Origin of the sequence: Rhizobium sp. BK456, assembly GCF_014194045.1 — a bacterium.
Taxonomy (GTDB): Bacteria; Pseudomonadota; Alphaproteobacteria; order Rhizobiales; family Rhizobiaceae; genus Rhizobium; species Rhizobium redzepovicii.
In genome coordinates this window covers 190,797-211,570 of sequence record NZ_JACIAO010000008.1, presented here as the reverse complement: position 1 = coordinate 211,570, position 20,774 = coordinate 190,797, and the positions used below count along the sequence as shown (strand labels likewise).

At 61.5% G+C, this 20,774-nt stretch carries 23 protein-coding genes; 11 read left to right on the top strand and 12 right to left on the bottom strand.

Annotated features, from left to right (window positions below):
* Positions 1-76: 76 nt before the first annotated feature.
* The 3 genes from FHX03_RS22640 to FHX03_RS22630 all read right to left on the bottom strand — a co-directional run bounded on the left by FHX03_RS22640 (position 77) and on the right by FHX03_RS22630 (position 3,108).
* Positions 77-1,030, bottom strand: coding sequence for an ABC transporter substrate-binding protein (locus FHX03_RS22640; protein ID WP_097624940.1), 954 nt, complete (start codon positions 1,028-1,030; stop codon positions 77-79).
* A 93-nt stretch (positions 1,031-1,123) separates the two neighbouring features.
* On the bottom strand, positions 1,124-2,350 hold the full coding sequence (gene rlmN, locus FHX03_RS22635) for a 23S rRNA (adenine(2503)-C(2))-methyltransferase RlmN (RefSeq protein WP_183855546.1): 1,227 nt from the start codon (positions 2,348-2,350) through the stop codon (positions 1,124-1,126).
* 248 nt (positions 2,351-2,598) lie between these two features.
* The gene (locus FHX03_RS22630) at positions 2,599-3,108 is read right to left on the bottom strand and encodes an invasion associated locus B family protein (RefSeq protein WP_003589764.1); all 510 of its coding nucleotides are present in this window, start codon (positions 3,106-3,108) and stop codon (positions 2,599-2,601) included.
* Between the two features lie 336 nt (positions 3,109-3,444).
* On the opposite strand from FHX03_RS22630, the gene FHX03_RS22625 reads away from it, so the two are divergent.
* Entirely contained in the window at positions 3,445-4,005 is a 561-nt protein-coding gene (locus FHX03_RS22625) for a sigma-70 family RNA polymerase sigma factor (RefSeq protein WP_097624942.1), read from the top strand.
* Here FHX03_RS22625 and FHX03_RS22620 read toward each other — a convergent pair.
* Together FHX03_RS22620 and FHX03_RS22615 are read right to left on the bottom strand one after the other, a co-directional pair.
* The gene (locus FHX03_RS22620; protein ID WP_097624943.1) at positions 4,002-4,394 is read right to left on the bottom strand and encodes a YkvA family protein; all 393 of its coding nucleotides are present in this window, start codon (positions 4,392-4,394) and stop codon (positions 4,002-4,004) included. The two genes, FHX03_RS22625 and FHX03_RS22620, sit on opposite strands and share 4 nt — an antisense overlap.
* Positions 4,395-4,460: 66 nt before the next feature.
* Positions 4,461-4,766 (bottom strand): 4a-hydroxytetrahydrobiopterin dehydratase, encoded by a 306-nt coding sequence (locus tag FHX03_RS22615; RefSeq protein ID WP_097624944.1) that lies wholly within the window; start codon positions 4,764-4,766, stop codon positions 4,461-4,463.
* A gap of 34 nt (positions 4,767-4,800) precedes the next feature.
* On the opposite strand from FHX03_RS22615, the gene FHX03_RS22610 reads away from it, so the two are divergent.
* Positions 4,801-5,301 carry a low molecular weight protein-tyrosine-phosphatase gene (locus tag FHX03_RS22610; RefSeq protein ID WP_183778416.1) on the top strand — a complete coding sequence of 167 codons (501 nt, stop codon included), beginning with the start codon at positions 4,801-4,803 and terminating at the stop codon, positions 5,299-5,301.
* Here FHX03_RS22610 and thpR read toward each other — a convergent pair.
* Positions 5,208-5,801, bottom strand: a complete 594-nt coding sequence (gene thpR, locus FHX03_RS22605; protein WP_064841016.1) for an RNA 2',3'-cyclic phosphodiesterase — start codon at positions 5,799-5,801, stop codon at positions 5,208-5,210. The two genes, FHX03_RS22610 and thpR, sit on opposite strands and share 94 nt — an antisense overlap.
* Positions 5,802-5,868: 67 nt before the next feature.
* Positions 5,869-6,513, bottom strand: coding sequence for an arylesterase (locus tag FHX03_RS22600; RefSeq protein WP_097624946.1), 645 nt, complete (start codon positions 6,511-6,513; stop codon positions 5,869-5,871).
* Between the two features lie 72 nt (positions 6,514-6,585).
* On the opposite strand from FHX03_RS22600, the gene FHX03_RS22595 reads away from it, so the two are divergent.
* From FHX03_RS22595 to FHX03_RS22580, 4 genes are all read left to right on the top strand, one after another.
* A complete protein-coding gene (locus FHX03_RS22595; protein ID WP_183855544.1) occupies positions 6,586-7,293 on the top strand; it encodes an ABC transporter ATP-binding protein in 708 nt (235 codons plus the stop codon).
* Complete coding sequence (locus FHX03_RS22590; protein ID WP_183855542.1) at positions 7,290-9,833, top strand: ABC transporter permease; 2,544 nt, start codon at positions 7,290-7,292, stop codon at positions 9,831-9,833. The genes FHX03_RS22595 and FHX03_RS22590 overlap by 4 nt, the downstream gene beginning before the upstream one ends.
* A 179-nt stretch (positions 9,834-10,012) precedes the next feature.
* Positions 10,013-10,741, top strand: coding sequence for a Bax inhibitor-1/YccA family protein (locus tag FHX03_RS22585; RefSeq protein ID WP_097624949.1), 729 nt, complete (start codon positions 10,013-10,015; stop codon positions 10,739-10,741).
* Positions 10,742-10,950: 209 nt separating this feature from the next.
* Positions 10,951-11,508: a GNAT family N-acetyltransferase gene (locus FHX03_RS22580; RefSeq protein WP_097625142.1), complete on the top strand. Its 558-nt coding sequence runs from the start codon at positions 10,951-10,953 to the stop codon at positions 11,506-11,508.
* Positions 11,509-11,566: 58 nt separating this feature from the next.
* Here the strand turns inward: FHX03_RS22580 and FHX03_RS22575 are convergent, their stop codons facing one another.
* The 3 genes from FHX03_RS22575 to acnA all read right to left on the bottom strand — a co-directional run bounded on the left by FHX03_RS22575 (position 11,567) and on the right by acnA (position 15,981).
* Positions 11,567-11,968 carry a DUF2794 domain-containing protein gene (locus FHX03_RS22575; protein WP_097624950.1) on the bottom strand — a complete coding sequence of 134 codons (402 nt, stop codon included), beginning with the start codon at positions 11,966-11,968 and terminating at the stop codon, positions 11,567-11,569.
* Positions 11,969-12,316: 348 nt separating this feature from the next.
* Positions 12,317-13,057 (bottom strand): DUF1223 domain-containing protein, encoded by a 741-nt coding sequence (locus tag FHX03_RS22570; protein WP_097624951.1) that lies wholly within the window; start codon positions 13,055-13,057, stop codon positions 12,317-12,319.
* 233 nt (positions 13,058-13,290) lie between these two features.
* Positions 13,291-15,981: an aconitate hydratase AcnA gene (gene acnA, locus FHX03_RS22565; protein WP_183855540.1), complete on the bottom strand. Its 2,691-nt coding sequence runs from the start codon at positions 15,979-15,981 to the stop codon at positions 13,291-13,293.
* A gap of 262 nt (positions 15,982-16,243) precedes the next feature.
* Between acnA and ccmA the strand changes: the two genes are divergently transcribed.
* The 5 genes from ccmA to FHX03_RS22540 all read left to right on the top strand — a co-directional run bounded on the left by ccmA (position 16,244) and on the right by FHX03_RS22540 (position 19,360).
* Complete coding sequence (gene ccmA, locus FHX03_RS22560; RefSeq protein ID WP_183778426.1) at positions 16,244-16,879, top strand: heme ABC exporter ATP-binding protein CcmA; 636 nt, start codon at positions 16,244-16,246, stop codon at positions 16,877-16,879.
* A gap of 235 nt (positions 16,880-17,114) precedes the next feature.
* Positions 17,115-17,774 carry a heme exporter protein CcmB gene (gene ccmB / locus FHX03_RS22555; RefSeq protein ID WP_183855538.1) on the top strand — a complete coding sequence of 220 codons (660 nt, stop codon included), beginning with the start codon at positions 17,115-17,117 and terminating at the stop codon, positions 17,772-17,774.
* 48 nt (positions 17,775-17,822) lie between these two features.
* Positions 17,823-18,584 (top strand): heme ABC transporter permease, encoded by a 762-nt coding sequence (locus FHX03_RS22550; protein ID WP_183855536.1) that lies wholly within the window; start codon positions 17,823-17,825, stop codon positions 18,582-18,584.
* A gap of 3 nt (positions 18,585-18,587) precedes the next feature.
* Complete coding sequence (gene ccmD / locus FHX03_RS22545) at positions 18,588-18,755, top strand: heme exporter protein CcmD (RefSeq protein WP_183855534.1); 168 nt, start codon at positions 18,588-18,590, stop codon at positions 18,753-18,755.
* Positions 18,752-19,360 (top strand): DsbE family thiol:disulfide interchange protein, encoded by a 609-nt coding sequence (locus tag FHX03_RS22540; protein ID WP_183855532.1) that lies wholly within the window; start codon positions 18,752-18,754, stop codon positions 19,358-19,360. Before ccmD ends, FHX03_RS22540 begins: the two co-directional genes overlap by 4 nt.
* A 186-nt stretch (positions 19,361-19,546) precedes the next feature.
* Here the strand turns inward: FHX03_RS22540 and FHX03_RS22535 are convergent, their stop codons facing one another.
* Together FHX03_RS22535 and FHX03_RS22530 are read right to left on the bottom strand one after the other, a co-directional pair.
* Positions 19,547-20,131, bottom strand: coding sequence for a DUF2585 domain-containing protein (locus FHX03_RS22535; RefSeq protein WP_183855531.1), 585 nt, complete (start codon positions 20,129-20,131; stop codon positions 19,547-19,549).
* On the bottom strand, positions 20,128-20,772 hold the full coding sequence (locus tag FHX03_RS22530) for a septation protein A (protein ID WP_097624959.1): 645 nt from the start codon (positions 20,770-20,772) through the stop codon (positions 20,128-20,130). Before FHX03_RS22530 ends, FHX03_RS22535 begins: the two co-directional genes overlap by 4 nt.
* Positions 20,773-20,774 lie beyond the last annotated feature (2 nt).

The following is a 20,774-nucleotide window of genomic DNA, read 5'->3' as shown; positions in this document are numbered from 1 at the left end:
CAGCTTTTTAATACTTCAGCCGCCCCCGCGCAAACGGGAGCGGCTGAATGTGAATGGTCGATCGAACGACGGCCGATTATTCGATGACCTTGTTGGCGCGGGAAAGCACGCTCTCGGGCAGAGTGACGCCCATCTTGGCCGCCGCCGCCTTGTTGACGACGAGGTCGCTGCCGGCAGCGGTCTTGACCGCGATATCGCCCGGGTTTTCGCCTTTCAGCACCCGCACGACGATCTCGCCCGTCTGCTTCCCGACATCGTAATAGTTGAAGCCGAGGGCGGCGACCGAACCGCGCGAAACCGAATCCGTATCGGCGGTGAAGAGCGGCAGCTTGCTTTCTTCGGCAACCGCGACGGCGCCTTCGAGTGCGGAGATGATCGTGTTGTCGGTCGGGATGTAGATCGCATCGGCGCGGCCGACGAGGGCGCGGGCCGCGCCCTGGACCTCGGCCGACTTGGTGGCGGCTGATTCCACAACCTTCAGGCCCGCCTTTTCGGCTTCGGCCTTCAGCACGGCAAGCAGCGAAACGGAATTGGCCTCACCGGAATTGTAGAGGTAGCCGATGGTTTTCACATCGGGCAGGATTTCCTTGATCAGCGCCAGATGCTCGGCGACCGGCGACATGTCGGAAAGGCCGGTGACGTTGCCGCCTGGTTTGTCCATGTTCTTGACGAGCTGAGCGCCGAGCGGGTCGGAGACCGCGGTGAAGACGACCGGAATGTCGCGCGTCGAGGAGACGACCGCCTGAGCAGAGGGCGTGGAGATCGGCACGATGACATTCGGCTCGTCGCCGGCGAACTGGCGGGCGATCTGAGCTGCCGTCGCCGGATTGCCCTGCGCCGACTCGAACACGAATTTCAGGTTCTCGCCCTCCTTATAGCCGGCGGCCGTCAGCGCATCGAGAACGCCCTTGCGGGCCGCATCCAGCGCCGGATGCTCGACGATTGCCGTCACGGCGACCGTGACGTTGTCAGCCTTTGCGGGCAGGGAAAGGGCCAAACTGGCGGCAAGAGCGAGCAGAATCGGGCGCATTTGTATCCTCCTGATTGATTTTGGCGGCACTATTAGGAAAAGCGCATGCTTAAATCAATGCAGGAGAATTGTAGCGAGGATCAAACTTGCTGATCAGTCGTCGGCGCCGTGATTGGCGATCATCATCGCCTCGAAGGCCAGGCGCTCGGTCTTGCGCATGCGTTCGGACTCCGATTTCAGCTGGCCGCAGGCGGCAAGAATGTCGCGCCCGCGCGGCGTGCGGATCGGCGAGGCGTAACCGGCCGAATTGATGAAATCGGCGAACTTCTCGATCTGCTCCCAGTCGGAACACTGATAATTGGTGCCGGGCCAGGGATTGAACGGAATGAGATTGATCTTCGCCGGCACGCCTTTCAGCAGCTTGATCAGCCCCTTGGCGTCTTCGAGGCTGTCGTTGACATCCTTCAGCATCACATATTCGAAGGTGATGCGCCGCGCATTGGAAAGGCCGGGATAGGCTTTGCACGCCTCGATCAGCTCCTTCAGCGGATACTTCTTGTTGATCGGCACGAGAATGTCGCGCAGGTCGTCGCGCACCGCATGCAGCGAGATCGCCAGCATGACGCCGATCTCCTCGCCGGTGCGGAAGATTTCCGGCACGACGCCGGAGGTTGAAAGCGTCACGCGACGCCTGGAGAGCGACAGGCCGTCGCCATCCGTGGCGATCAGCAATGCCTGCTTGACGGCGTCAAAATTATAGAGCGGCTCGCCCATGCCCATCATCACGATATTGCTGACCTTGCGGCCCTCGGCAGGCATGATCGTGCCTTGCGGCGCTTCGCGATCGGGGAAGTCGCCAAGCCGGTCGCGGGCAAGCAGCAGCTGCGACAGAATTTCCTCCGCCGTCAGGTTGCGCACCAGGCGTTGCGTCCCGGTGTGACAGAAGGAGCAGGTGAGCGTGCAGCCGACCTGGCTGGAGATGCAGAGCGTGCCGCGGCCCTCTTCCGGGATATAGACGGCTTCGATTTCGACCGGGCGGCCGGCGCCGCGCGGGGGAAAACGCAGCAGCCATTTGCGCGTGCCGTCGTTCGAGACTTGCTCTTCGACGATTTCGGGACGCGCGATGGTGAAATGCTGCTTCAGCATTTCACGCATGTCCTTGGCGACATTCGTCATATGGTCGAAATCGGAAACCCCGCGCACATAGATCCAGTTCCACAGCTGCGCGACGCGCATCTTGATCTGCTTCTCGGCCACGCCCCTTTCCCGGAGTGCCGCCCCCATCTCCTCGCGCGACAGCCCGATCAGGGACGGCTTTTCGACGCTGGCAGACGTGTACGCCTGCGGCTTGGTGACAACGATCGCATCCGTGACGGACATAGTCTTTAGATCCCGAATTCAAACACGTAACCGCCCCGCAAGCCCGCGGACTTCAGGAGCAAACCGGAAGAGGTGAGGCGCATGACGGCACATTGGCAGAAAATGAATGGCGGAACGGCGACTGATATCGCGATCTGTCCGCTGTTGGCGCGCCCTTTAGCATCATTTTGTCCGCGCGTCACTATAGATGGAAAACAGCAAAGGCCGGCGCAAGGCCGGCCTCTTGAAACTCTGCGGCTGGAGACCGCTTACTTGCAGCTTTCAATCTGCTTCAGCGCAGCCGAGATGCCAGAAAGCGAATAGCTGTAGGAGGTGCCGGTGCCTTTGCGCGACACGGCATTCACCGTCATCGAATGACCGGTCTTCATCGCGGCGACCAGGGCGGGCTCCTGCGCCGCATTCTCGACCCAGCCGGCCTTGTCCTTGGTGAACATCACGAAGGTCTTATTGTCGATGACGACATTGATCTTCGAATTTTCCTTCACCGTGTAACCCATCATCGCCTGCGGTTCGTAGGAGATGTTCTGGCCCGGACGCTGCGAGACGATGAAGAAGTTGTCGCCGTGGTCGACGCTTGCCGGCTGCTTTGCCGTCGGAACCGACAACACGTAGCAGACGGTGCTGGCGCCCGACTTGTAGGAGTAGGCGCCCCATGCCTGGAACTGCTGGATGCGGTTCGGCGCGGCCTGCTGCGCTGCCGCAACTCCGGCCATGGCAAGGGTGAGTGCGAGAGCGGATACGATACTTTTTACAAACATGGATTCCTGCCGGTTCTTGCGATTCAAGGCCCGAAGCGATCATAGCGGGCGCCGCATAATCACGATCTGCTTTATTTTGACTTAATTCAGGTTACCAAATGGTCAACAATAGCTGCGATTTGTATCTGCCTGTGTCATTTCAGCTCGGGTACCAATTTTCGCCCCTTTGACGGTATCGGCCGCGACACGGTGCCCCGATGGCACTGGCCGTCCGTTCGGCTGAATTTAAGACACAAAGATTCAGGCAAGAGTTTGACCTTTCCCAAATCCGTTGTACCTCAGTAAGACTTGGAAATCCGATACGAAATTATTGCCGCAGGGGGCTCGTGAGGGGACATGGATGCCGAGCAAAGACAGCGTTTCGCTGCCCTCGCGAAGGCCGTCGCCAGGGATCGCGACCAGCAGGCCTTTTCCATCCTGTTCGACTATTTCGCACCGCGGCTGAAAGCCTGGCTGATGCGCCAGAAGATGACATCAGCCGAGGCCGAGGAACTGGTCCAGGAGATCATGATCGTGCTTTGGCATAAGGCGGATCTCTACGATGCCACGCGATCTTCCCTTTCGACCTGGCTTTTCCGCATTGCTCGGAACCGCCGCATCGACGTGCAGCGCCGCACCAATACCCGCATCTTCGACGAGACCGATCCGGCCCTGCAGCCGTCGGCCGAGATCGGCGCAGATGAAATCATCGACAATGATGATCGCGACGCCAGGATCCGCGCCGCCGTCGGCCAATTGCCGGAGGAGCAGCGCGACATGCTGCGTGCCGCCTTCTTCCTTGGTCAATCGCATTCGGAGATCGCCGAAGCGACCGGGCTGCCGCTCGGCACGGTGAAATCGCGTATCCGGCTCGCCTTCGGCAAGCTCCGCAAGGTGCTGGAGCGCGAAAACGCTTAAATAGTTTTCATCGTTTCCTCAGTCCGGTCGGCCAGAACGCGGTCGGCTGCCTCGTAGTGACCTGGGCGGATATGGCCGCGCACCATGGCGAAGGCGGCCGAGAGCACGGCGATGTCGTCGGAGAAGCCGATGACGGCGAAAACATCCGGGATCATGTCGACGGGCATGACGAAATAGGCGAGTGCTGCGAGCAGCACGCCGCGCACTTTCGTCGGCGTCTGCGGATCGAGCGCGCAGTAAAACCCGGCAATGACATCGCGTGAGAACGGAATCTGCCGCACGGCGCGGCGGAAGGTCGGCCAGAATTTTTGCCTGACCGTCTTCTCCCGCCGGCTCTGGGTGTCCTCGTCGCCTGGCAACAGAATTTCCCCGAACTTGACCTCGTCCATCCCTTCCATCCTTTCGTCCCTGCGAACATATGGTGATGGCGCGAACTCTTTCAATCGGCCCCGCTTTTAGACGCCGCGTCGGGTCGCGGCCTTGTCCATCGCCTTGGCGAGCTTGAAATCCAGCTCCGTCAGTCCGCCGGCATCATGCGTATTCAGCGTGACATCCACCCTGGAATAGACGTTGAACCATTCGGGATGGTGGTTGAGTTTTTCGGCGGTGATCGCCGCCTCGGTCATAAAGCCGAATGCCTCGATGAAATTCGAAAACTTGAAGGTCTTCGATATTGATGAAGCCGCCTCATTGAGTACCCAGCCCGCAAGCCCGGCCAGTTGCGCCTCGACCGCGGTCCGTTCCAGTCTTTCCATTTTCATGCCATGGTCCTCTCATCTGCCGACAGGTTTACCGATGAAACGCATCAGCATCCTCTTCGTTTGCATGGGCAATATATGCCGTTCTCCGCTCGCGGAAGGAATTTTCAGCCATCTGGTCGCCGAGGCGGGCCTGACCGGCCGTTTCACGGTCGATTCCGCCGGCACCGGCGGCTGGCATGAAGGCGCACCGCCCGACCAGCGGTCGATTGCCACCGCCAAAAGCCACGGCATCGATATCTTGAGGCAACGCGCCCGCCGAATCCGCTCCAGCGATTTCAGGGATTTCGATCTGATCCTGGCGATGGACCGCGACAATGTGGCGGCGCTCGAAACGATCGCGCCGCCTGAGGCGATCATCGGCCTCTTCGGCGATATCGCGCTTGGAACGGGAGAGGATATTCCCGATCCCTATTATGGCGGCCCGGCAGGTTTCGAGCTGGTCTATACCAGACTCTTGACCGGCTGCAGCAGCCTGCTCGAAGCGCTGGGCACCGAGCGCGCCTCGTGTAGCGGGAACACTTCCTCGGTGAGGTAGGGCCCGCCGCCGACCGATTCGCGCGACGACAGCAGCACGAAACGCGGCGCCGTGAAGGTTGACGTGTGGAAATTGCCGCGTCCGGCCAGATATTGCACGACATCGTCGAGCCGCGAGGATTTGAGCCGTGCCAGCGTCACATGCGGAGTGAATTTGCGGGGATCTGGCGGCAGCCCGATGCGCTGGCAGATCCGCTCGATCTCGCCCTGCAGGGCATACATCTCCGGCGATTGAGAAACGCCGGCCCAGACCGAATGCGGTTTCTTCGAGCCGAAGGAACCAATGCCTTCGAGCCGGAACTGGAATTCCGGCCGATCGATCCGGTCGAGGCGTTCTACGATTTCATCGGCCGTGCGGCCGTCGACATCACCGATAAAGCGCAGGGTGATGTGGTAATTTTCCACATCGATCCATCGTGCTCCGGGGAGGCCACCGCGCAGCAATGAAAGGCTCATCGCCGCATTGCGCGGAATTTCGAGGGCGGTAAACAGTCTCGGCATAACGAGCACTCCCCGAATCTTTTGCAGTGCTTACACGGAATCATGCAATCAATGACCGCGCAAGCCCCTATTTCTTCACAGAAGAAATCGTCCCGACGAAATTTGTGACATCGGCTTCCATCTTCTGAACCATGACATCGACGCCCTTCGCATTCGGATGCATGCCGTCGTCGAGTTTAAGCCCCGCATCGAGCGCCACGCCGTCGAGAAAGAAGGCATAGAGCTTAACTCCGTGTTTCTCCGAAAGTTTCCGATAAATCGGATTGAAGCGTGCAGCATAATCCGCCCCCATATTGGGCGGCGCCATCATGCCGACCAGCAGCACGGCAATGCCGCGCTCCTTCAGCCGCGTTATCATCTGGTCGAGATTTTTCTCGCTTTCTTCTGGCGGGATGCCGCGCAGCGCATCGTTGGCGCCGAGTTCGAGGATGACGCCGTCGGTGCCGTCGGGTATCGACCAGTCGATCCGCGCAAGCCCCCCTGTCGTCGTGTCGCCGGAGACCCCGGCATTGGCAATAGTGACGTCTAGCCCCTTCGCCTTCAGGGCCGCCTGCAGCTTTTCCGGAAAGCCGTCGCCGGGCGGCAATTGGTAGCCCGCCATCAAACTGTCCCCAAAACCGACGAGATTGATCGTCCGGGCATTGGCTGCGGCGGCAAAGATCAGTGAGACGGCAATGACGGTGAATTGAAGCGCGGCAACTTTAAATCTCATTCTGGCTTCCCTAGATTGGCGAAGTGCCGTCATGCGGCTGTTTCGTTATAGATTTATATAGGGCGATTTCTGTTGGCAAAAACCATCATCGAGTTGAAGGGCGCCGATCTGACGCTTGGCAGTGCGGCCGCTTCGGTGCATGTGCTGAAGGGCATCGACCTCGATATCGCATCAGGCGAATCCGTCGGCATCGTCGGCCCGTCCGGATCCGGCAAGTCGACCCTGCTGATGGTGCTTGCCGGGCTGGAGAAGCTCGACAGCGGCGAAATCAATATCAACAATACGCCGATCCACGCGCTGAGCGAGGATCAGGTCGCCGATTTCCGCGGCCGCAACATCGGCATCGTCTTCCAGTCCTTCCACTTGATCGCCAACATGACGGCGCTGGAAAACGTCGCCGTGCCGCTCGAACTTGCCAATGTCGGCAACGCCTTCGAGATCGCCCATCGCGAGCTGAAGTCGGTCGGCCTCGGTGAACGGCTGAACCACTATCCCGGCCAGCTTTCCGGCGGCGAACAGCAGCGCGTGGCGATCGCCAGGGCGCTCGCCCCCTCGCCCGCCCTGCTGATCGCCGATGAGCCCACAGGCAATCTCGACACCGAGACCGGCCGTCAGATCGCCGACTTGCTGTTTTCCAAACAGGCCGAACGCGGCATGACTTTGCTTCTCGTCACCCACGACGTCTCGCTTGCGAACCGCTGCTCGCGCCAGATCCGCGTCCGATCCGGCCGGATCGAAGGCGACAGCGCCACCCGCCGTAGCGAGGCGGCAATCGCATGAGCATCATCACGCCGCGCGTTTCGCTCGCTTTTCGCCTGGCGCTCCGCGAGCTGCGCGGCGGCATTCGCGGCTTTTACATCTTCCTCGCCTGCATCGCGCTCGGCACCGGGGCGATTGCCGCCGTCAATTCGGTCTCACAGTCGATCACCGATACGATCGCCTCGCAGGGACAGGAGCTCTTGGCCGGCGACGTCCGTTTCGAACTCAACAACCGCGAAGCCACGCCTGAGGAAATGGCTTTCCTCGACGGCCTCGGTACCGTTTCGGTGTCGACCGGCCTGCGCTCGATGGCCCGCAAGCCTGACGGTTCCGATCAGGCGCTGGTGGAGGTCAAGGCGGTCGACGACGCCTACCCGCTCTACGGCAGCTTCAAAGCCGAGCCGGACTATCCGCTCGCAGCTCTGCTTTCGGGCCAGGGCGGCACCTATGGCGCCGTGGCAGCGCCCCTCCTTCTCGATCGGCTGGGGCTTCCGGTCGGGGATGAATTGCTGCTTGGCAACGTCAAGCTCAGCATCACCGGCACCGTCAAAACCGAGCCGGATGCGCTGTCGGAAGGTTTCGGTTTTGCGCCGCGTCTGCTGGTCAGCCGCCGGGCGCTCGAAGCCTCCGGGCTGATCCAGACGGGAAGCCTGGTCGAACATGCCTATAAGATCCGGCTGGAAGACAAGGGCGCAATGTCGGGCATCCAGGCGCGCGCCGCCAAGGAATTCCCTTCTGCCGGCTGGGCCGTTCGGACCAGCGACCGCGCCGCGCCCTCGCTCACCGAAAACATCAACCGCTTCTCGCAGTTCCTGACGCTGGTCGGCCTCACCGCGCTGATCGTCGGGGGCGTCGGCGTCGCCAATGCCGTCCGCGCCTTCCTCGATTCCAAGCGCACCACCATCGCAACCTTCAAATGCCTCGGTGCGCCGGCGCAGGTCGTCGTTCTGATCTATCTTTTCCAGATCGCCATCATCGCCCTTGGCGGCATCACGATCGGCCTTCTCATCGGCGCCCTGTCGCCGATCTTCGCCGCCCAGTTTCTGGCGCAGTTCCTGCCGGTCTCGACGGCGCCGACGCTTTATCCCGGCGCCTTGCTGCTGGCGACGCTCTTCGGCATCCTGACGACGCTCGCCTTCGCCATCCTGCCGCTCGGCCATGCCCGCGAAGTGCCGGCGACCGCGCTCTTCCGCGAGCAGGGCTTCGAGGCCCGCCGCCTTCCCTCCTGGCCCTACATCCTGCTGGCCGCGCTGTTCATGGTCGCCCTTGCCGGCCTTGCCATCCTCACCGCCTATGACCGCTTCATTGCCGTCGTCTTCGTCGGCGCGATCGTCTTCGCCTTCGTCGTGCTGCGCCTGGTCGCAGCAGCGATCGCCTGGCTTGCGCGTCGCAGCCCGCGGGTCAACTCGCCGGCATTGCGGCTTGCGATCGGCAACATCCACCGCCCCGGCGCATTGACGCCCTCGGTCGTGCTCTCGCTCGGCCTCGGCCTGGCATTGCTGGTGACGCTGACCCTTATCGACGGAAACCTGCGCCAGCAGCTGACCGGCCGCATGAATGAGGGCGCGCCGAACTTCTTCTTCGTCGATATCCAGAGCGCCGAGGTCGATGCTTTCCGTGCTCTCGTCCAGGCACAGGCGCCGAAGGGCAAGCTGATGGAAGTGCCGATGCTGCGCGGCCGGATCATCGCCTTCAACGGCGAGGACGTCAGCAAGATGAACGTCCCGGCCGCCGGCCGCTGGGTGCTGAACGGCGATCGCGGCATCACCTACGCCGACACCCTGCCGGAAAATGCCGCGCTGACCGAAGGCAGCTGGTGGGACAAGGATTACAGCGGCGAGCCGCTCGTCTCCTTCTCCTCGGAAGAAGCCCATGAACTCGGCCTGAAGATCGGCGACAAGGTCACTGTCAACGTGCTCGGCCGCAACATCACCGCGAAGATCGCCAATCTGCGCCGCGTCCAATGGGAATCGCTATCGATCAATTTCGTCATGGTCTTCTCGCCGAATACCTTTCGCGGCGCCCCGCATGCGTGGCTGGCGACGCTGACCGATCCCGCCTCGACGCCGGCAGAAGATGCGGCGATCCTGAAATCCGTCACCAACACCTATCCGACGATCACCAGTGTGCGCGTCAAGGACGCGATCGATATCGTCAACCAGCTGGTGGCGCAGCTTGCAACCGCAATCCGCGCCGCAGCCTCGGTCGCCCTCATCGCCTCGATCCTCGTCCTTGCCGGGGCCCTTGCCGCCGGAAACCGGGCGCGCACGCACGACGCGGTGGTGCTGAAGACGCTCGGCGCCACCCGCGCCATGCTCATTCGCGCCTTCAGCTACGAATATCTGATCCTGGGGCTGGCAACCGCGATCTTCGCGCTGATGGCCGGCAGCGTTGCCGCCTGGTTCATCGTCGCCCGCATCATGCACCTGCCCTCGACCTTCCTGCCCGATGTGGCGGGGCTGACACTCGTCACCGCCCTCGTCCTGACGGTCGGCATCGGCCTGATCGGCACCTGGCGCATCCTCGGCCAGAAGGCCGCACCCGTCCTGCGCGAGCTTTGACCGGGCAGCGGCAGCCAAACCCTTCACCTTACGGCGATTTAACCGGCCGGGCTGTTGCAACCCTCTTGTTTGCGATGAACGAAAGCCTCATATTGTCGGCAGGCATGCTGGAGCTCCGCAGCGGCGCCCGGGTCGAAAACCCGACACCGTATCTCCATCGGAGCTTTTAAGAGGAAACTATGGCTGACCTTCGTAACTATCAAAGCCGCGCTCAGACCGGCGAGATGATTGATCAAGGCCTGCGCGCTTATATGCTCAAGGTTTACAACCTGATGGCGCTGGGTCTGGCGATCACCGGCGTGGCGGCATATCTCGGATTCAACTTCGCTGTTCAGGACGGACAACTCACCCAGTTCGGCGTGCTGCTGTTCCAGTCGCCCTTGCGCTGGGTCGTGATCCTCGCGCCTCTCGCGGCTGTCTTCTTCCTGAGCTTCCGCATCAATAGCATGAGCGTGGCCGCCGCACAGACGACCTTCTGGGTCTATGCCGGCCTGGTCGGCCTGTCGCTCTCGTCGATCTTCCTGGTCTACACGGGCCAGAGCGTCGTTCAGACCTTCTTCGTCACCGCCGCCTCCTTCGGCGCGCTGTCGCTTTACGGCTACACGACGAAGCGTGATCTGTCAGCGATGGGTTCGTTCCTGGTCATGGGTCTTTTCGGCCTGATCATCGCTTCGATCGTCAACGTCTTCTTGGCCTCGTCGGCCATGCAGTTTGCGATCTCGGTGATCGGCGTTCTGATCTTCGCCGGCCTCACCGCCTACGACACGCAGCGGATCAAGGAACTGTACCTAGAAGCCGATGACGTCGCCGTGGCCGGCCGCAAGGCGATCATGGGCGCGCTGACGCTCTATCTCGACTTCATCAACCTCTTCATGTTCCTGCTGCAGTTCATGGGCAACCGCAAATAAGCAAGCGGACAGAGATCGAAAAGGCGGCTTCGGCCGCTTTTTTGTTGCGCTGATTTTCCTGGGATGGTTTTAAAGCGTGTCGCGCAAAAGTGTGCTGCGGTTTTGCGGCAACGACACGCGCAAAAACAAAGACCTAAAGCGCTAGGAGCGAATCTGAAAGATCGCGACGCGCTTTAGGAAGGCCTGCCTTCCTGATGGACCAGCCGCCAATGTCATTCCTCCTGCGCGACGCGTCGCAAGCCGATATTCCCGCCATCACCGGTATCTACCGGGAATCCGTTCTGAACGGCACGTCGAGCTACGAGATCACCCCGCCATCCGAGGCGGAGATGGCGCAGCGTTTTGCGGCGATCGTCGGCCAGCAATATCCCTATATCGCCGCAGCCGGTGCGGATGGCGGCATGCTCGGTTATGCCTATGCCTCGGCCTTTCGCGTCCGCCCGGCCTATCGCTGGATGGTCGAGGATTCGATCTATCTGGCGCCCGAAGCCCGCGGCCTCGGCATCGGCAAAGCATTGATGGCCGAACTGATCGACCGCTGCACCAATCTCGGTTTTCGTCAGATGATCGCCGTCATCGGCGGCGCCAGCCCCGCCTCGATCGCGCTTCATCTCAAGACGGGCTTCGTGGAGGTCGGCCTGATGCGGGGCGCCGGCTACAAACACGGCCGCTGGCTGGATACGATGCTCATGCAGCGCGTCCTCGGCGAGGGCATGACGACCGATCCGGATCCCTCCGCCTATCCCGGCACGCTGTTTGCCGGCTGATGCATGTGCCCGGAAGCGTGAAGCGGTTCCGGGATAACGACATGCAGAAAAAAGCGTCCTACTTGTCGACGAGCTTCAGCGCCTTGTCGAACACCTTCAGCACCTGGTTCAACTCGTGACCGCGCTTCAGGATGGTGCCGTGGACGTTGATCACGGAATAGGCGCCCTGTTTGGCGGCGAGCTTGGGATTTTTCTCGATGCGGAAGAGCGGCATTTCGCCGGAGCGCTTGAAGACGGAGAACACCGCTTTGTCCTTCAGGTGATCGATGGCGTAATCGCGCCATTCGCCGTCACCGACCATACGACCGTAGATCCAGAGGATCGCGTCCAGTTCGCGCCGATGAAAGGTCACCGGAAGCGGGTCCTTGCTCTGCTTGTATTCCCTGAGATCGACGACGACTGAGGAACTATTGTCGACGGAACGGCTTTCGCCGTGTCGCAAATCCGGCTGATCTGTCATTCAGTCTCCAAGGCCTCTGCATGTGACAGGAGGGTGACAGTGTGCCCGAGCCGCCGCAAATTGCAAGAGCGCCGGCCGTCACATTCGGCCGCACTACAGCGCCGCGCGCAGCCCGCATGAACGCTGTAGCACTTTGAATCGGCGCATCGTCCGATGCGCGTGACAGCGCTGTCGCTTTCTCGGCAGCGCCGCATTTCAGTCAAAACAGCGCCTCATTTGCAGGAGATTTATGAATCCCGGTTTGGCGCCAGCGCGCCAAAGGGCCCGGCGGAGCGTATCGACCTTAACCCCAGCCCCGAATACGCTCAGCCGGGCCGCCCGGTACTTCACCCGCAAGCGGATGAAATCTCAGATATTTTTGCCAGCCATTACCACGGTCGCGCCAAGGATCGCCGCCGGATCGCCGTTGTCGTCCGCCGATTGCAGCAGGATCGCGCAGCCCTCGAGCTGCGGCCGCTGCAGGACGCTGGCCGGCAGCGTCAGACTGGTCGCGTTGCCGTCCCACATGCCGACCGTTTCGACATTGGTGACGCTGTGCAGATAGGACAGCTTCTTTCCGCTGTTCTCGCCTTTTTCGACCTCGATCGTCTTTTCCTTGTCGAAATAGACCATCACCACATTGGCTTTGCCCTGCCCCGCGCCGATCTTGATTTCCAGCTCGTCGCCGCGCATTGCCGCGCTGATGGGAACGGTCAGCCCGTTGCCTTCGCCGCTATAGGTGTCGATCTTGCTGTTGATGCCGTTGAGATCGGCGCCGGCCAGGTGGCCGCGCCCGTTGACGATCGCCTGCGGCGTATAGACGTTGCTGCGGCCCATTGTCCTCGCATAGCCATACTGCCGCTCGGTGTTTTCCTTGGAGCTCAGCGTATCGGCCCAGCCGAGATAATTCCAGTAATCGACATGATAGGCGAGCGCGATGACATCGCCCTGGCTCACCAGCTTGCGGAAAGCGGCGTCAGCAGGAGGACAGGAAGAGCAGCCCTGCGCCGTGAAAAGTTCGACGACACCTTTCGGCGTGCCGTCTTCGGCCTGCAGCGGGCCTGAGAGAACAACACCGGCGATCAGCGGAATCAAAAAACGGGGGGACATTCACCTGCACCTCTTTTTCAGCGCCGACGGCGTGATTGAACCGGAAGCACTGACATATGAACGTACGAATAATCCTTCCGGGTCCAAACGAAAAGTCACGAACGGGTGAGACGCAGCGCGACCGGAACCCGCATAAAACAAATCATCGTGAGCCCCCGCAAATCCCGTGGCCGCAAAGAAAGGCCGCCGGAAACTGCTCTCCGGCGGCCATTATCATGCGAGGCTATTAACAATCAGGCAGCGAGGTCGCGCAGAACCGTCTGCAGGATGCCGCCATTGTTGAGGTAGACCACCTCATCGAGCGTATCGACGCGCGACAGCAGCGGAACTTCCTTCACGGTGCCGTCGCCATAGGTGATCTTGGCGATCTTCTTCTCACGCGGCTTAATCTTGTCGAGGCCTTCGATGGTGACCAGCTCGTCGCCCTTCAGGCCGAGGCTCTGCCAGGTCGTGCCCTCTTCGAAGACGAAGGGGATGACGCCCATGCCGACCAGGTTCGAGCGATGGATACGCTCGAAGGACTGAGCGACGACAGCCTTGACGCCGAGGAGGTTGGTGCCCTTGGCAGCCCAGTCGCGCGAAGAGCCGTTGCCGTATTCGACACCGGCGAAGATGACGAGCGGCACGCCTTCGGCCTTGTACTGCATGGCGGCGTCGTAGATCGATGTCTCCTCCTTCGACGGATAGTGGATGGTGTAACCACCTTCCTTGCCGTTCGGGCCGAGCATGTGGTTGCGGATGCGGATATTGGCAAACGTGCCGCGCATCATCACTTCATGGTTGCCGCGGCGCGTGCCGTATTGGTTGAAGTCGGCAACGGCGACCTCGTGGTCGATGAGGTAAGCGCCGGCCGGCGACGCCGCCTTGATCGAACCGGCCGGCGAAATGTGGTCGGTGGTGATCTTGTCGCCGAACAGGCCGAGGACGCGTGCGCCCTTGATGTCGGAGACGCCGGTGCCCTTCTTGCCCATGCCGACGAAGTAAGGCGGGTTCTGGACATAGGTCGAATTGTCATCCCAGGCATAGGTCTGGCCCGGCGGAACCTGAACGGCCTGCCAGTTGACGTCGCCCTTGAAGACGTCGGCATACTTGCTTTCGTAGAGCTCGCGGGTCACGTATTTCAGGATGAATTCCTGGACTTCCTTCGAGGTCGGCCAGATGTCCTTGAGATAGACCGGGTTGCCGTTCTGGTCTTCGCCGATCGGCTCCTTGGTCAGGTCCTTCTGCACCGTGCCGGCGAGCGCATAGGCGACGACGAGCGGCGGCGAAGCCAGATAATTCGCCTGCACATCGGGCGAAATGCGTCCTTCGAAGTTACGGTTGCCGGAGAGAACGCCCGATACGATCAGGCCCTTGTCGTTGATCGTCTTCGAGATCGGCGCCGGCAGCGGGCCGGAATTGCCGATGCAGGTGGTGCAGCCGAAGCCGACGAGGTTGAAGCCGAGCTTATCGAGATCGGCCTGCAGGCCCGACTTGGCGAGATATTCACCGACGACCTGCGATCCCGGCGCCAGCGAGGTCTTGACCCACGGCTTGGTCTTCAATCCCTTGGCAACGGCGTTGCGGGCGAGAAGGCCGGCGGCGATCAGCACCGACGGGTTGGAGGTGTTGGTGCAGGAGGTGATGGCGGCAATCGCCACGTCGCCATGACCGAGATCGAAATCCGTGCCTTCGACCGCGTAGCGGTTGTCGAGCTGGCCGGGCTTCTTGTAGTCGGCATCCATCGAGCCGGCAAAACCGGAGGCAATGTTTTCGAGCGCGATGCGGCCTTCCGGACGCTTCGGGCCGGCCATCGACGGCACGACGTCGCCGAGGTCGAGTTCCAGCGTGTCGGTGAAGACGAGATCCGAACCGTCGCCGTCACGCCACATGCCCTGGGCCTTCGAATAGGCTTCGACAAGCGCGATCCGGTCATGCGTGCGGCCGGACATGGTGAGGTAGTTGATCGTTTCGCCGTCGACCGGGAAGAAGCCGCAGGTGGCGCCGTATTCCGGCCCCATGTTGCCGATCGTTGCGCGGTCGGCGAGCGGCATATTGTCCATGCCGGGACCGAAAAATTCGACGAACTTCGAAACGACGCCCTTCTTGCGCAGCATCTGCACGACGGTCAGAACGAGGTCGGTCGCGGTCACGCCTTCCTTGAGCTTGCCGGTCAGCTTGAAGCCGATGACTTCGGGAAGCAGCATCGAGACCGGCTGGCCGAGCATCGCCGCTTCAGCTTCGATACCGCCGACGCCCCAGCCGAGCACGCCGAGACCATTGATCATCGTCGTATGGCTGTCGGTGCCGACGCAGGTATCGGGATAGGCGACCGTCTCGCCGTCTTCTTCCTTGGTCCAGACGGTCTGGCCGAGATATTCGAGATTGACCTGGTGACAGATGCCGGTACCGGGGGGAACAACGCGGAAATTCTTGAAGGCCTGCTGCCCCCACTTCAGGAAGCGGTAGCGCTCGCCGTTGCGCTGGTATTCCAGCTCGACGTTACGGGCGAAGGCCTGCGGCGTACCGAACTCGTCGACGATGACCGAGTGGTCAATGACGAGATCGACGGGAACCAGCGGGTTGATCTTCTCGGGATCGCCGCCGAGGGACACCATCGCGTCGCGCATCGCGGCAAGATCGACAACGGCCGGAACGCCGGTAAAGTCCTGCATCAGCACGCGCGCCGGGCGATAGGCGATCTCGTTTTCGACTGCACCCTTATTGTTCAGCCATTCGGCAACGGCCAGGATGTGCTCCTTGGTGACCGACTGGCCGTCTTCGAAACGCAGCAGGTTTTCCAGCAACACCTTCATCGAATAGGGAAGCTTCGAGACGCCGGGCAGACCGTTTGCCTCAGCCTTGGGCAGGCTGTAATAGACATAGTCCTTTCCACCAACGGAAAGCGTGGAACGACAATTGAAACTGTCAAGAGATTTAGACACGAGAGACCCCGTTTCTGATAGCCAACACAGTCGTGCGAACGCCTATGCACTTAATGCACATCAGGATGCGGGTACGGCCATTTCCGCTGTCCGCACGTGGAACGGATGCTCCAAGTTCGGCGCAAGGATGAAATTCACGCCGACCGCTGGCGTGGTTGCCGGTCTTATAGATAATTTCCTAAAAACTTGCCATACCCGAGCAAGGTCAAAATCGGAGATTTTTTGACCACTCCGGAAGCCGAAACCAAGAAAGAGCCGACGCATGCATCTCACTGCCGAAAATCTGGCTGCAAAGCGCGGTGAGGACCTGATTTTCGTTAACATTTCCTTTCACTTGGCCGCCGGCGGGGCGCTCGTCCTGTCGGGCAGAAATGGATCGGGAAAGTCCACTTTACTGCGCGTCGTCGCCGGCCTCCTGAGGCCGGACAAGGGCACTGTCATCTTCCGCGACGGAGAGGTCCGGGAAGACAGGCATCCGGGCGAGGCCAGCCACTACCTCGGCCATCGGAATGCAATGAAGAATGAACTTACGGTTGCAGAAAATCTCGACTTCTGGCGCAGCTTTCTCGGAAGTACCGGCTCCTCCGTCGAGGATGCGGCTAGCGCCGTCGGCCTGTCGGGGATAACCCATCTTCCCTTCGGTTACCTCTCCGCCGGCCAGCAGCGCCGGATAGCTTTCGCCAAACTGCTCGTCGCCCACCGCCCCGTCTGGATCCTCGACGAACCCACGGCGGCCCTCGATGCCAGCGCCGACCGGCTGTTGGCCGGGTTGATCGAAGCGCATCTGGCAGAAGGCGGCATCGTGCTGGCAGCGACACATCAGCCGCTGGGATTGAAGAATACGCAGGAATTAAAGATGACGGGTTTTTCAGGTGTGGATGCGGGGGTATGGGGATGATGGTTTGCCGTGTCGCTACCCCCCTCTGCCCTGCCGGGCATCTCCCCCACAAGGGGGGAGATCGGCCAGGGGCACCCTCTTGCCCCAATGAAACGCCGCAGATAGCCGCGGCCGCTCGGCGCACGATTAAGGTTTCGCGAAGCCGGTGCATCTTGCCAATCTCCCCCCTTGTGGGGGAGATGCCCGGCAGGGCAGAGGGGGGTGCCGCCCCATCAACCGCACAGAGCCGCCCCGCATGACCGCCCTCTTCCTCCGCGATCTCAAACTCTCGATCCGCGCCGGCGGCGGCGCGCTGGTCGGGGTGCTGTTCTTTCTGACGGTCGTCGCCGTCATCCCCTTCGGCGTCGGTCCCGATCTCAAGCTGCTGTCGCGCATCGGCCCCGCCATCGTCTGGATCGGCGCGCTGCTGGCCGCACTTCTCGGCCTCGACCGGCTGTTCCAGGCCGAGCGCGACGACGGCTCGCTCGACCTGATGCTGATGCAGGATACGCCGCTCGTTCTCACCGTACTCGTCAAATGCTTCGCCCACTGGACGGCGACCAGCCTGCCGCTGGTCATCGCCTCGCCGCTGCTCGGCCTGTTCATGAACATGGACGAGGCGGCGATCGGCGCGACCGCGCTGACGCTTCTTGTCGGCTCGCCCGCCATCACCTTCATCGGCGCCGTCGGCGCCGCCGTCGCCGTGGCGCTGCCGCGCGGCGGCCTGCTGGTCTCGATCCTTGTGTTGCCGCTGACCATCCCGGTGCTGATCTTCGGCGTCAGCGCCGCCTATGCCGCGGTCGAGGATCCCGCCCCGTTCCTGCCGCCTTTCCTCATCCTCATCGCGCTGACGCTGTTCTTTGCCGTCATCGGCCCGGCTGCCGCCGCGCTGGCGCTGCGAAACACGGCGGATTGACCAGCCATTCGATTGCGGGAAAAGCCGGATCAAGGTAAGGAAGCGGACATGAGCCAAACGAGCCTTGCCATCAGCAAATTCAGCGATCTCGCCAACCCGACGCGGTTTCTGGCGCTGGCAGCACGCGTCATTCCGTGGCTGGCCGGAATCACCGCCCTCTGTTTTCTGATCGGCCTCTATCTCAGCTTCTCCACAGAGGGCGATTACCAGCAGGGCGAGACCGTGCGCATCATGTATGTCCACGTACCCGCGGCCTGGCTGTCGATGATGTGCTACACGATCATGAGCGTCTCGGCGATCGGCACGCTGGTCTGGCGCCATCCGCTCGCCGACGTATCCGCCAGGGCCGCAGCCCCGCTCGGCGCCGCCTTCACCCTGCTCGCCCTCGTCACCGGCTCGCTCTGGGGCAAGCCGATGTGGGGTACCTGGTGGGTCTGGGATGCGCGGCTGACCTCCGTTTTCGTTCTCTTCCTGATGTATCTCGGCCTGATTGCGCTCGGCCGCGCCATCGACGATCCGTCGAGGGCCGCGCGCGTTTCCGCCGTCCTCATCCTCGTCGGTTTCATCAACATCCCGATCATCAAATTCTCGGTCGAGTGGTGGAACACGCTGCATCAGTCGGCAAGCGTGATGCGCCTCGACGGCCCGGCGATCGATCCGGAATTCCTGCGGCCGCTCTTCGTCATGGCGATTGCCTTCACCCTGCTCTTCTTCACGCTGCATATCATGGCGATGCGCAACGAGATCTGGCGCCGCCGCATCGCCGCCCAGCGCCGTCTTGCCGCCCGCATGGCGAGCCGGGAGGAGTAGCTGGTGACGCATGCCTTCTACGTCTACGCCTCCTACGGCTTTGCAGCATTCATGACGGCCGCCGTCACGCTCTGGACCTGGGCCGACGGTCGGGCGCGCCGCCGGGAACTCGCAGCGCTTGAAGCCGCCGGCATCCGCCGCCGCTCGGCCCACAAAAGGGACAGCGAATGAGCGAGACGCCCGAAACCGGAATCACCAAGCCGCACGGCCTTGGCCGTTATGCGCTGGCGCTTCTGCCGCTGATCGTTTTCGGCGGCATTGCGGCAACGGCCGCAAAGATGCTCTACGACCAGGATTTCCACGGCAAGAACATCGCCGAAATCCCCTCCGCCCTGATCGGCACCAAGGCACCGACACTGGACCTGCCGCCGCTCGAGGGCACCAATCTGCCGGCGCTGACCGATACGGCCATCAAGGGCAAGCTGACCCTCGTCAACGTCTTCGCCTCCTGGTGCGTCCCCTGCCGCGACGAACATCCCGTGTTGAAAGAACTGGCGAAAGACGGCCGGCTGAACATCGTCGCCATCAACTACAAGGACCAGAACGACAACGCCCTGCGTTTCCTCGGCGAACTCGGCAATCCCTATCAGGCGATCGGCATCGACTCGAACGGCAAGGCGGCGATCGACTGGGGCGTCTACGGTATCCCGGAAAGCTATCTGGTCGCCCCGGACGGCACGATCCTCTACAAACGCGTCGGCCCCTTCGACGATATCAGCCTGAAGGAAGGGCTGTTTCCGGCGATGGAAAAAGCGTTGGGGAAGCCAGGTTCGTAAGAGCTTCTCCCAAGAAAACCCCTACCCAACCCCTCCTCACAAGGGGGAGGGACTACCTTGGCGCACTTATGGTGCCAAAGTAACCTCTGCGGATGAAACGGTGAAGTGGAAAACGTCGGGCGCGGCACTCAGGCCCCTCCCCCTTATGAAGAGGGTTGCGGAGGGGTCATAATCAAACGCGGTTTATTACCCGCCCTGCCAGACCTTGATCGCCTCCACCGGCCAGATCAGCATCACCACGTTCAACGTCAGATTATCGCGGATTACATAGCCGGTGAAAACTTCGAAGAAGATCGCGATCGCCACCGTCAGCGCCACCGGCGCCCGCGATGCGAAGAAGAAGCCGATGCACATGAAGACGGTGTCCATTGCCGAATTCAGGATGCTGTCGCCGTAATAGTCGAGTGCGATCGTCGCCGTGCGATAGCGGTCGATGATCAGCGGCGAATTTTCGAGCAGTTCCCAGCCGGATTCGATGACGAGCGCCAGCAACAGCTTTGCCGCCAGCGGCTTGCGGCGCAGGACGAGATGGCCGAGCCCGTAGAACAGGAAGCCGTGGATGATATGCGACGGCGTGTACCAATCCGACAGATGCTGCGAATTGCCGCTGGTATTGACCCCGCCCTCCCACAGCTTGACATAACCGCAGGAGCAGATCGGCACGCGGCCCATCAGATATTCGGCGACGATCTGAGCGACCAGCACCGCAAGGCAGGCGACGAACCAGAAACTCTGGTATCTCACACGATATTCGGCCTCTGTAGCGCTCATTTTTCGCCGTCCGTTTCCGGGTTGAGGCTATGCTTGAGCACCAGCGGCATCTGCGCCAGGGTGAAGATGATGGTGATCGGCATCGTGCCCCAGACCTTGAAGGCCACCCAGGTATCGTCCGAAAAATTGCGCCAGACGACTTCGTTCAGCACGGCAAGGAACAGAAAGAAGATGCCCCAGCGGATGGTGAGCTTGCGCCAGCCTTCGGCATCGAGCTGGAAGGCGGCGTTGAAGACATAGCCGAGCAGCGATCGGCCGAAAGCAAGCCCGCCGAGCAGCGCCACCCCGAAGAGCGCGTTGACGATGGTCGGCTTCATCTTGATGAAGGTCTCGTTCTGCAGCCAGATCGACAACGAGCCGAAGATGACGACGACGATGCCGGAGACGAAGGGCATGATCGGCAGATGGCCGAGCACGATCTTCGAGACGACAAGTGAAAGGATCGTCGCCGCCATGAAAAGCCCGGTTGCGACGAACAGCGGTCCACCAAGCTCGGAAAGAGCAGGAAATTTCTCCACCAGCCACGGACCGCGCAGATTGGCAAAGAAGAAGATCAACAGCGGCCCGAGTTCGAGCGCCAGCTTCAGCAGCGGGTGATGCCGGTCGGCCGCGGTCGGGGTGATATCGCTTTCGGTGCTCATGC

Excerpts from the sequence above, each read along its gene's own strand:
- FHX03_RS22640 (WP_097624940.1), bottom strand. The coding sequence starts at position 1,030 with ATGCGCCCGATTCTGCTCGCTCTTGCCGCCAGTTTGGCCCTTTCCCTG.
- rlmN (WP_183855546.1), bottom strand. The coding sequence starts at position 2,350 with ATGTCCGTCACGGATGCGATCGTTGTCACCAAGCCGCAGGCGTACACG.
- FHX03_RS22630 (WP_003589764.1), bottom strand. The coding sequence starts at position 3,108 with ATGTTTGTAAAAAGTATCGTATCCGCTCTCGCACTCACCCTTGCCATG.
- FHX03_RS22625 (WP_097624942.1), top strand. The coding sequence starts at position 3,445 with ATGGATGCCGAGCAAAGACAGCGTTTCGCTGCCCTCGCGAAGGCCGTC.
- FHX03_RS22620 (WP_097624943.1), bottom strand. The coding sequence starts at position 4,394 with ATGGACGAGGTCAAGTTCGGGGAAATTCTGTTGCCAGGCGACGAGGAC.
- FHX03_RS22615 (WP_097624944.1), bottom strand. The coding sequence starts at position 4,766 with ATGAAAATGGAAAGACTGGAACGGACCGCGGTCGAGGCGCAACTGGCC.
- FHX03_RS22610 (WP_183778416.1), top strand. The coding sequence starts at position 4,801 with ATGAAACGCATCAGCATCCTCTTCGTTTGCATGGGCAATATATGCCGT.
- thpR (WP_064841016.1), bottom strand. The coding sequence starts at position 5,801 with ATGCCGAGACTGTTTACCGCCCTCGAAATTCCGCGCAATGCGGCGATG.
- FHX03_RS22600 (WP_097624946.1), bottom strand. The coding sequence starts at position 6,513 with ATGAGATTTAAAGTTGCCGCGCTTCAATTCACCGTCATTGCCGTCTCA.
- FHX03_RS22590 (WP_183855542.1), top strand. The coding sequence starts at position 7,290 with ATGAGCATCATCACGCCGCGCGTTTCGCTCGCTTTTCGCCTGGCGCTC.
- FHX03_RS22585 (WP_097624949.1), top strand. The coding sequence starts at position 10,013 with ATGGCTGACCTTCGTAACTATCAAAGCCGCGCTCAGACCGGCGAGATG.
- FHX03_RS22580 (WP_097625142.1), top strand. The coding sequence starts at position 10,951 with ATGTCATTCCTCCTGCGCGACGCGTCGCAAGCCGATATTCCCGCCATC.
- FHX03_RS22575 (WP_097624950.1), bottom strand. The coding sequence starts at position 11,968 with ATGACAGATCAGCCGGATTTGCGACACGGCGAAAGCCGTTCCGTCGAC.
- FHX03_RS22570 (WP_097624951.1), bottom strand. The coding sequence starts at position 13,057 with ATGTCCCCCCGTTTTTTGATTCCGCTGATCGCCGGTGTTGTTCTCTCA.
- ccmA (WP_183778426.1), top strand. The coding sequence starts at position 16,244 with ATGCATCTCACTGCCGAAAATCTGGCTGCAAAGCGCGGTGAGGACCTG.
- ccmB (WP_183855538.1), top strand. The coding sequence starts at position 17,115 with ATGACCGCCCTCTTCCTCCGCGATCTCAAACTCTCGATCCGCGCCGGC.
- FHX03_RS22550 (WP_183855536.1), top strand. The coding sequence starts at position 17,823 with ATGAGCCAAACGAGCCTTGCCATCAGCAAATTCAGCGATCTCGCCAAC.
- FHX03_RS22540 (WP_183855532.1), top strand. The coding sequence starts at position 18,752 with ATGAGCGAGACGCCCGAAACCGGAATCACCAAGCCGCACGGCCTTGGC.
- FHX03_RS22535 (WP_183855531.1), bottom strand. The coding sequence starts at position 20,131 with ATGAGCGCTACAGAGGCCGAATATCGTGTGAGATACCAGAGTTTCTGG.
- FHX03_RS22530 (WP_097624959.1), bottom strand. The coding sequence starts at position 20,772 with ATGAGCACCGAAAGCGATATCACCCCGACCGCGGCCGACCGGCATCAC.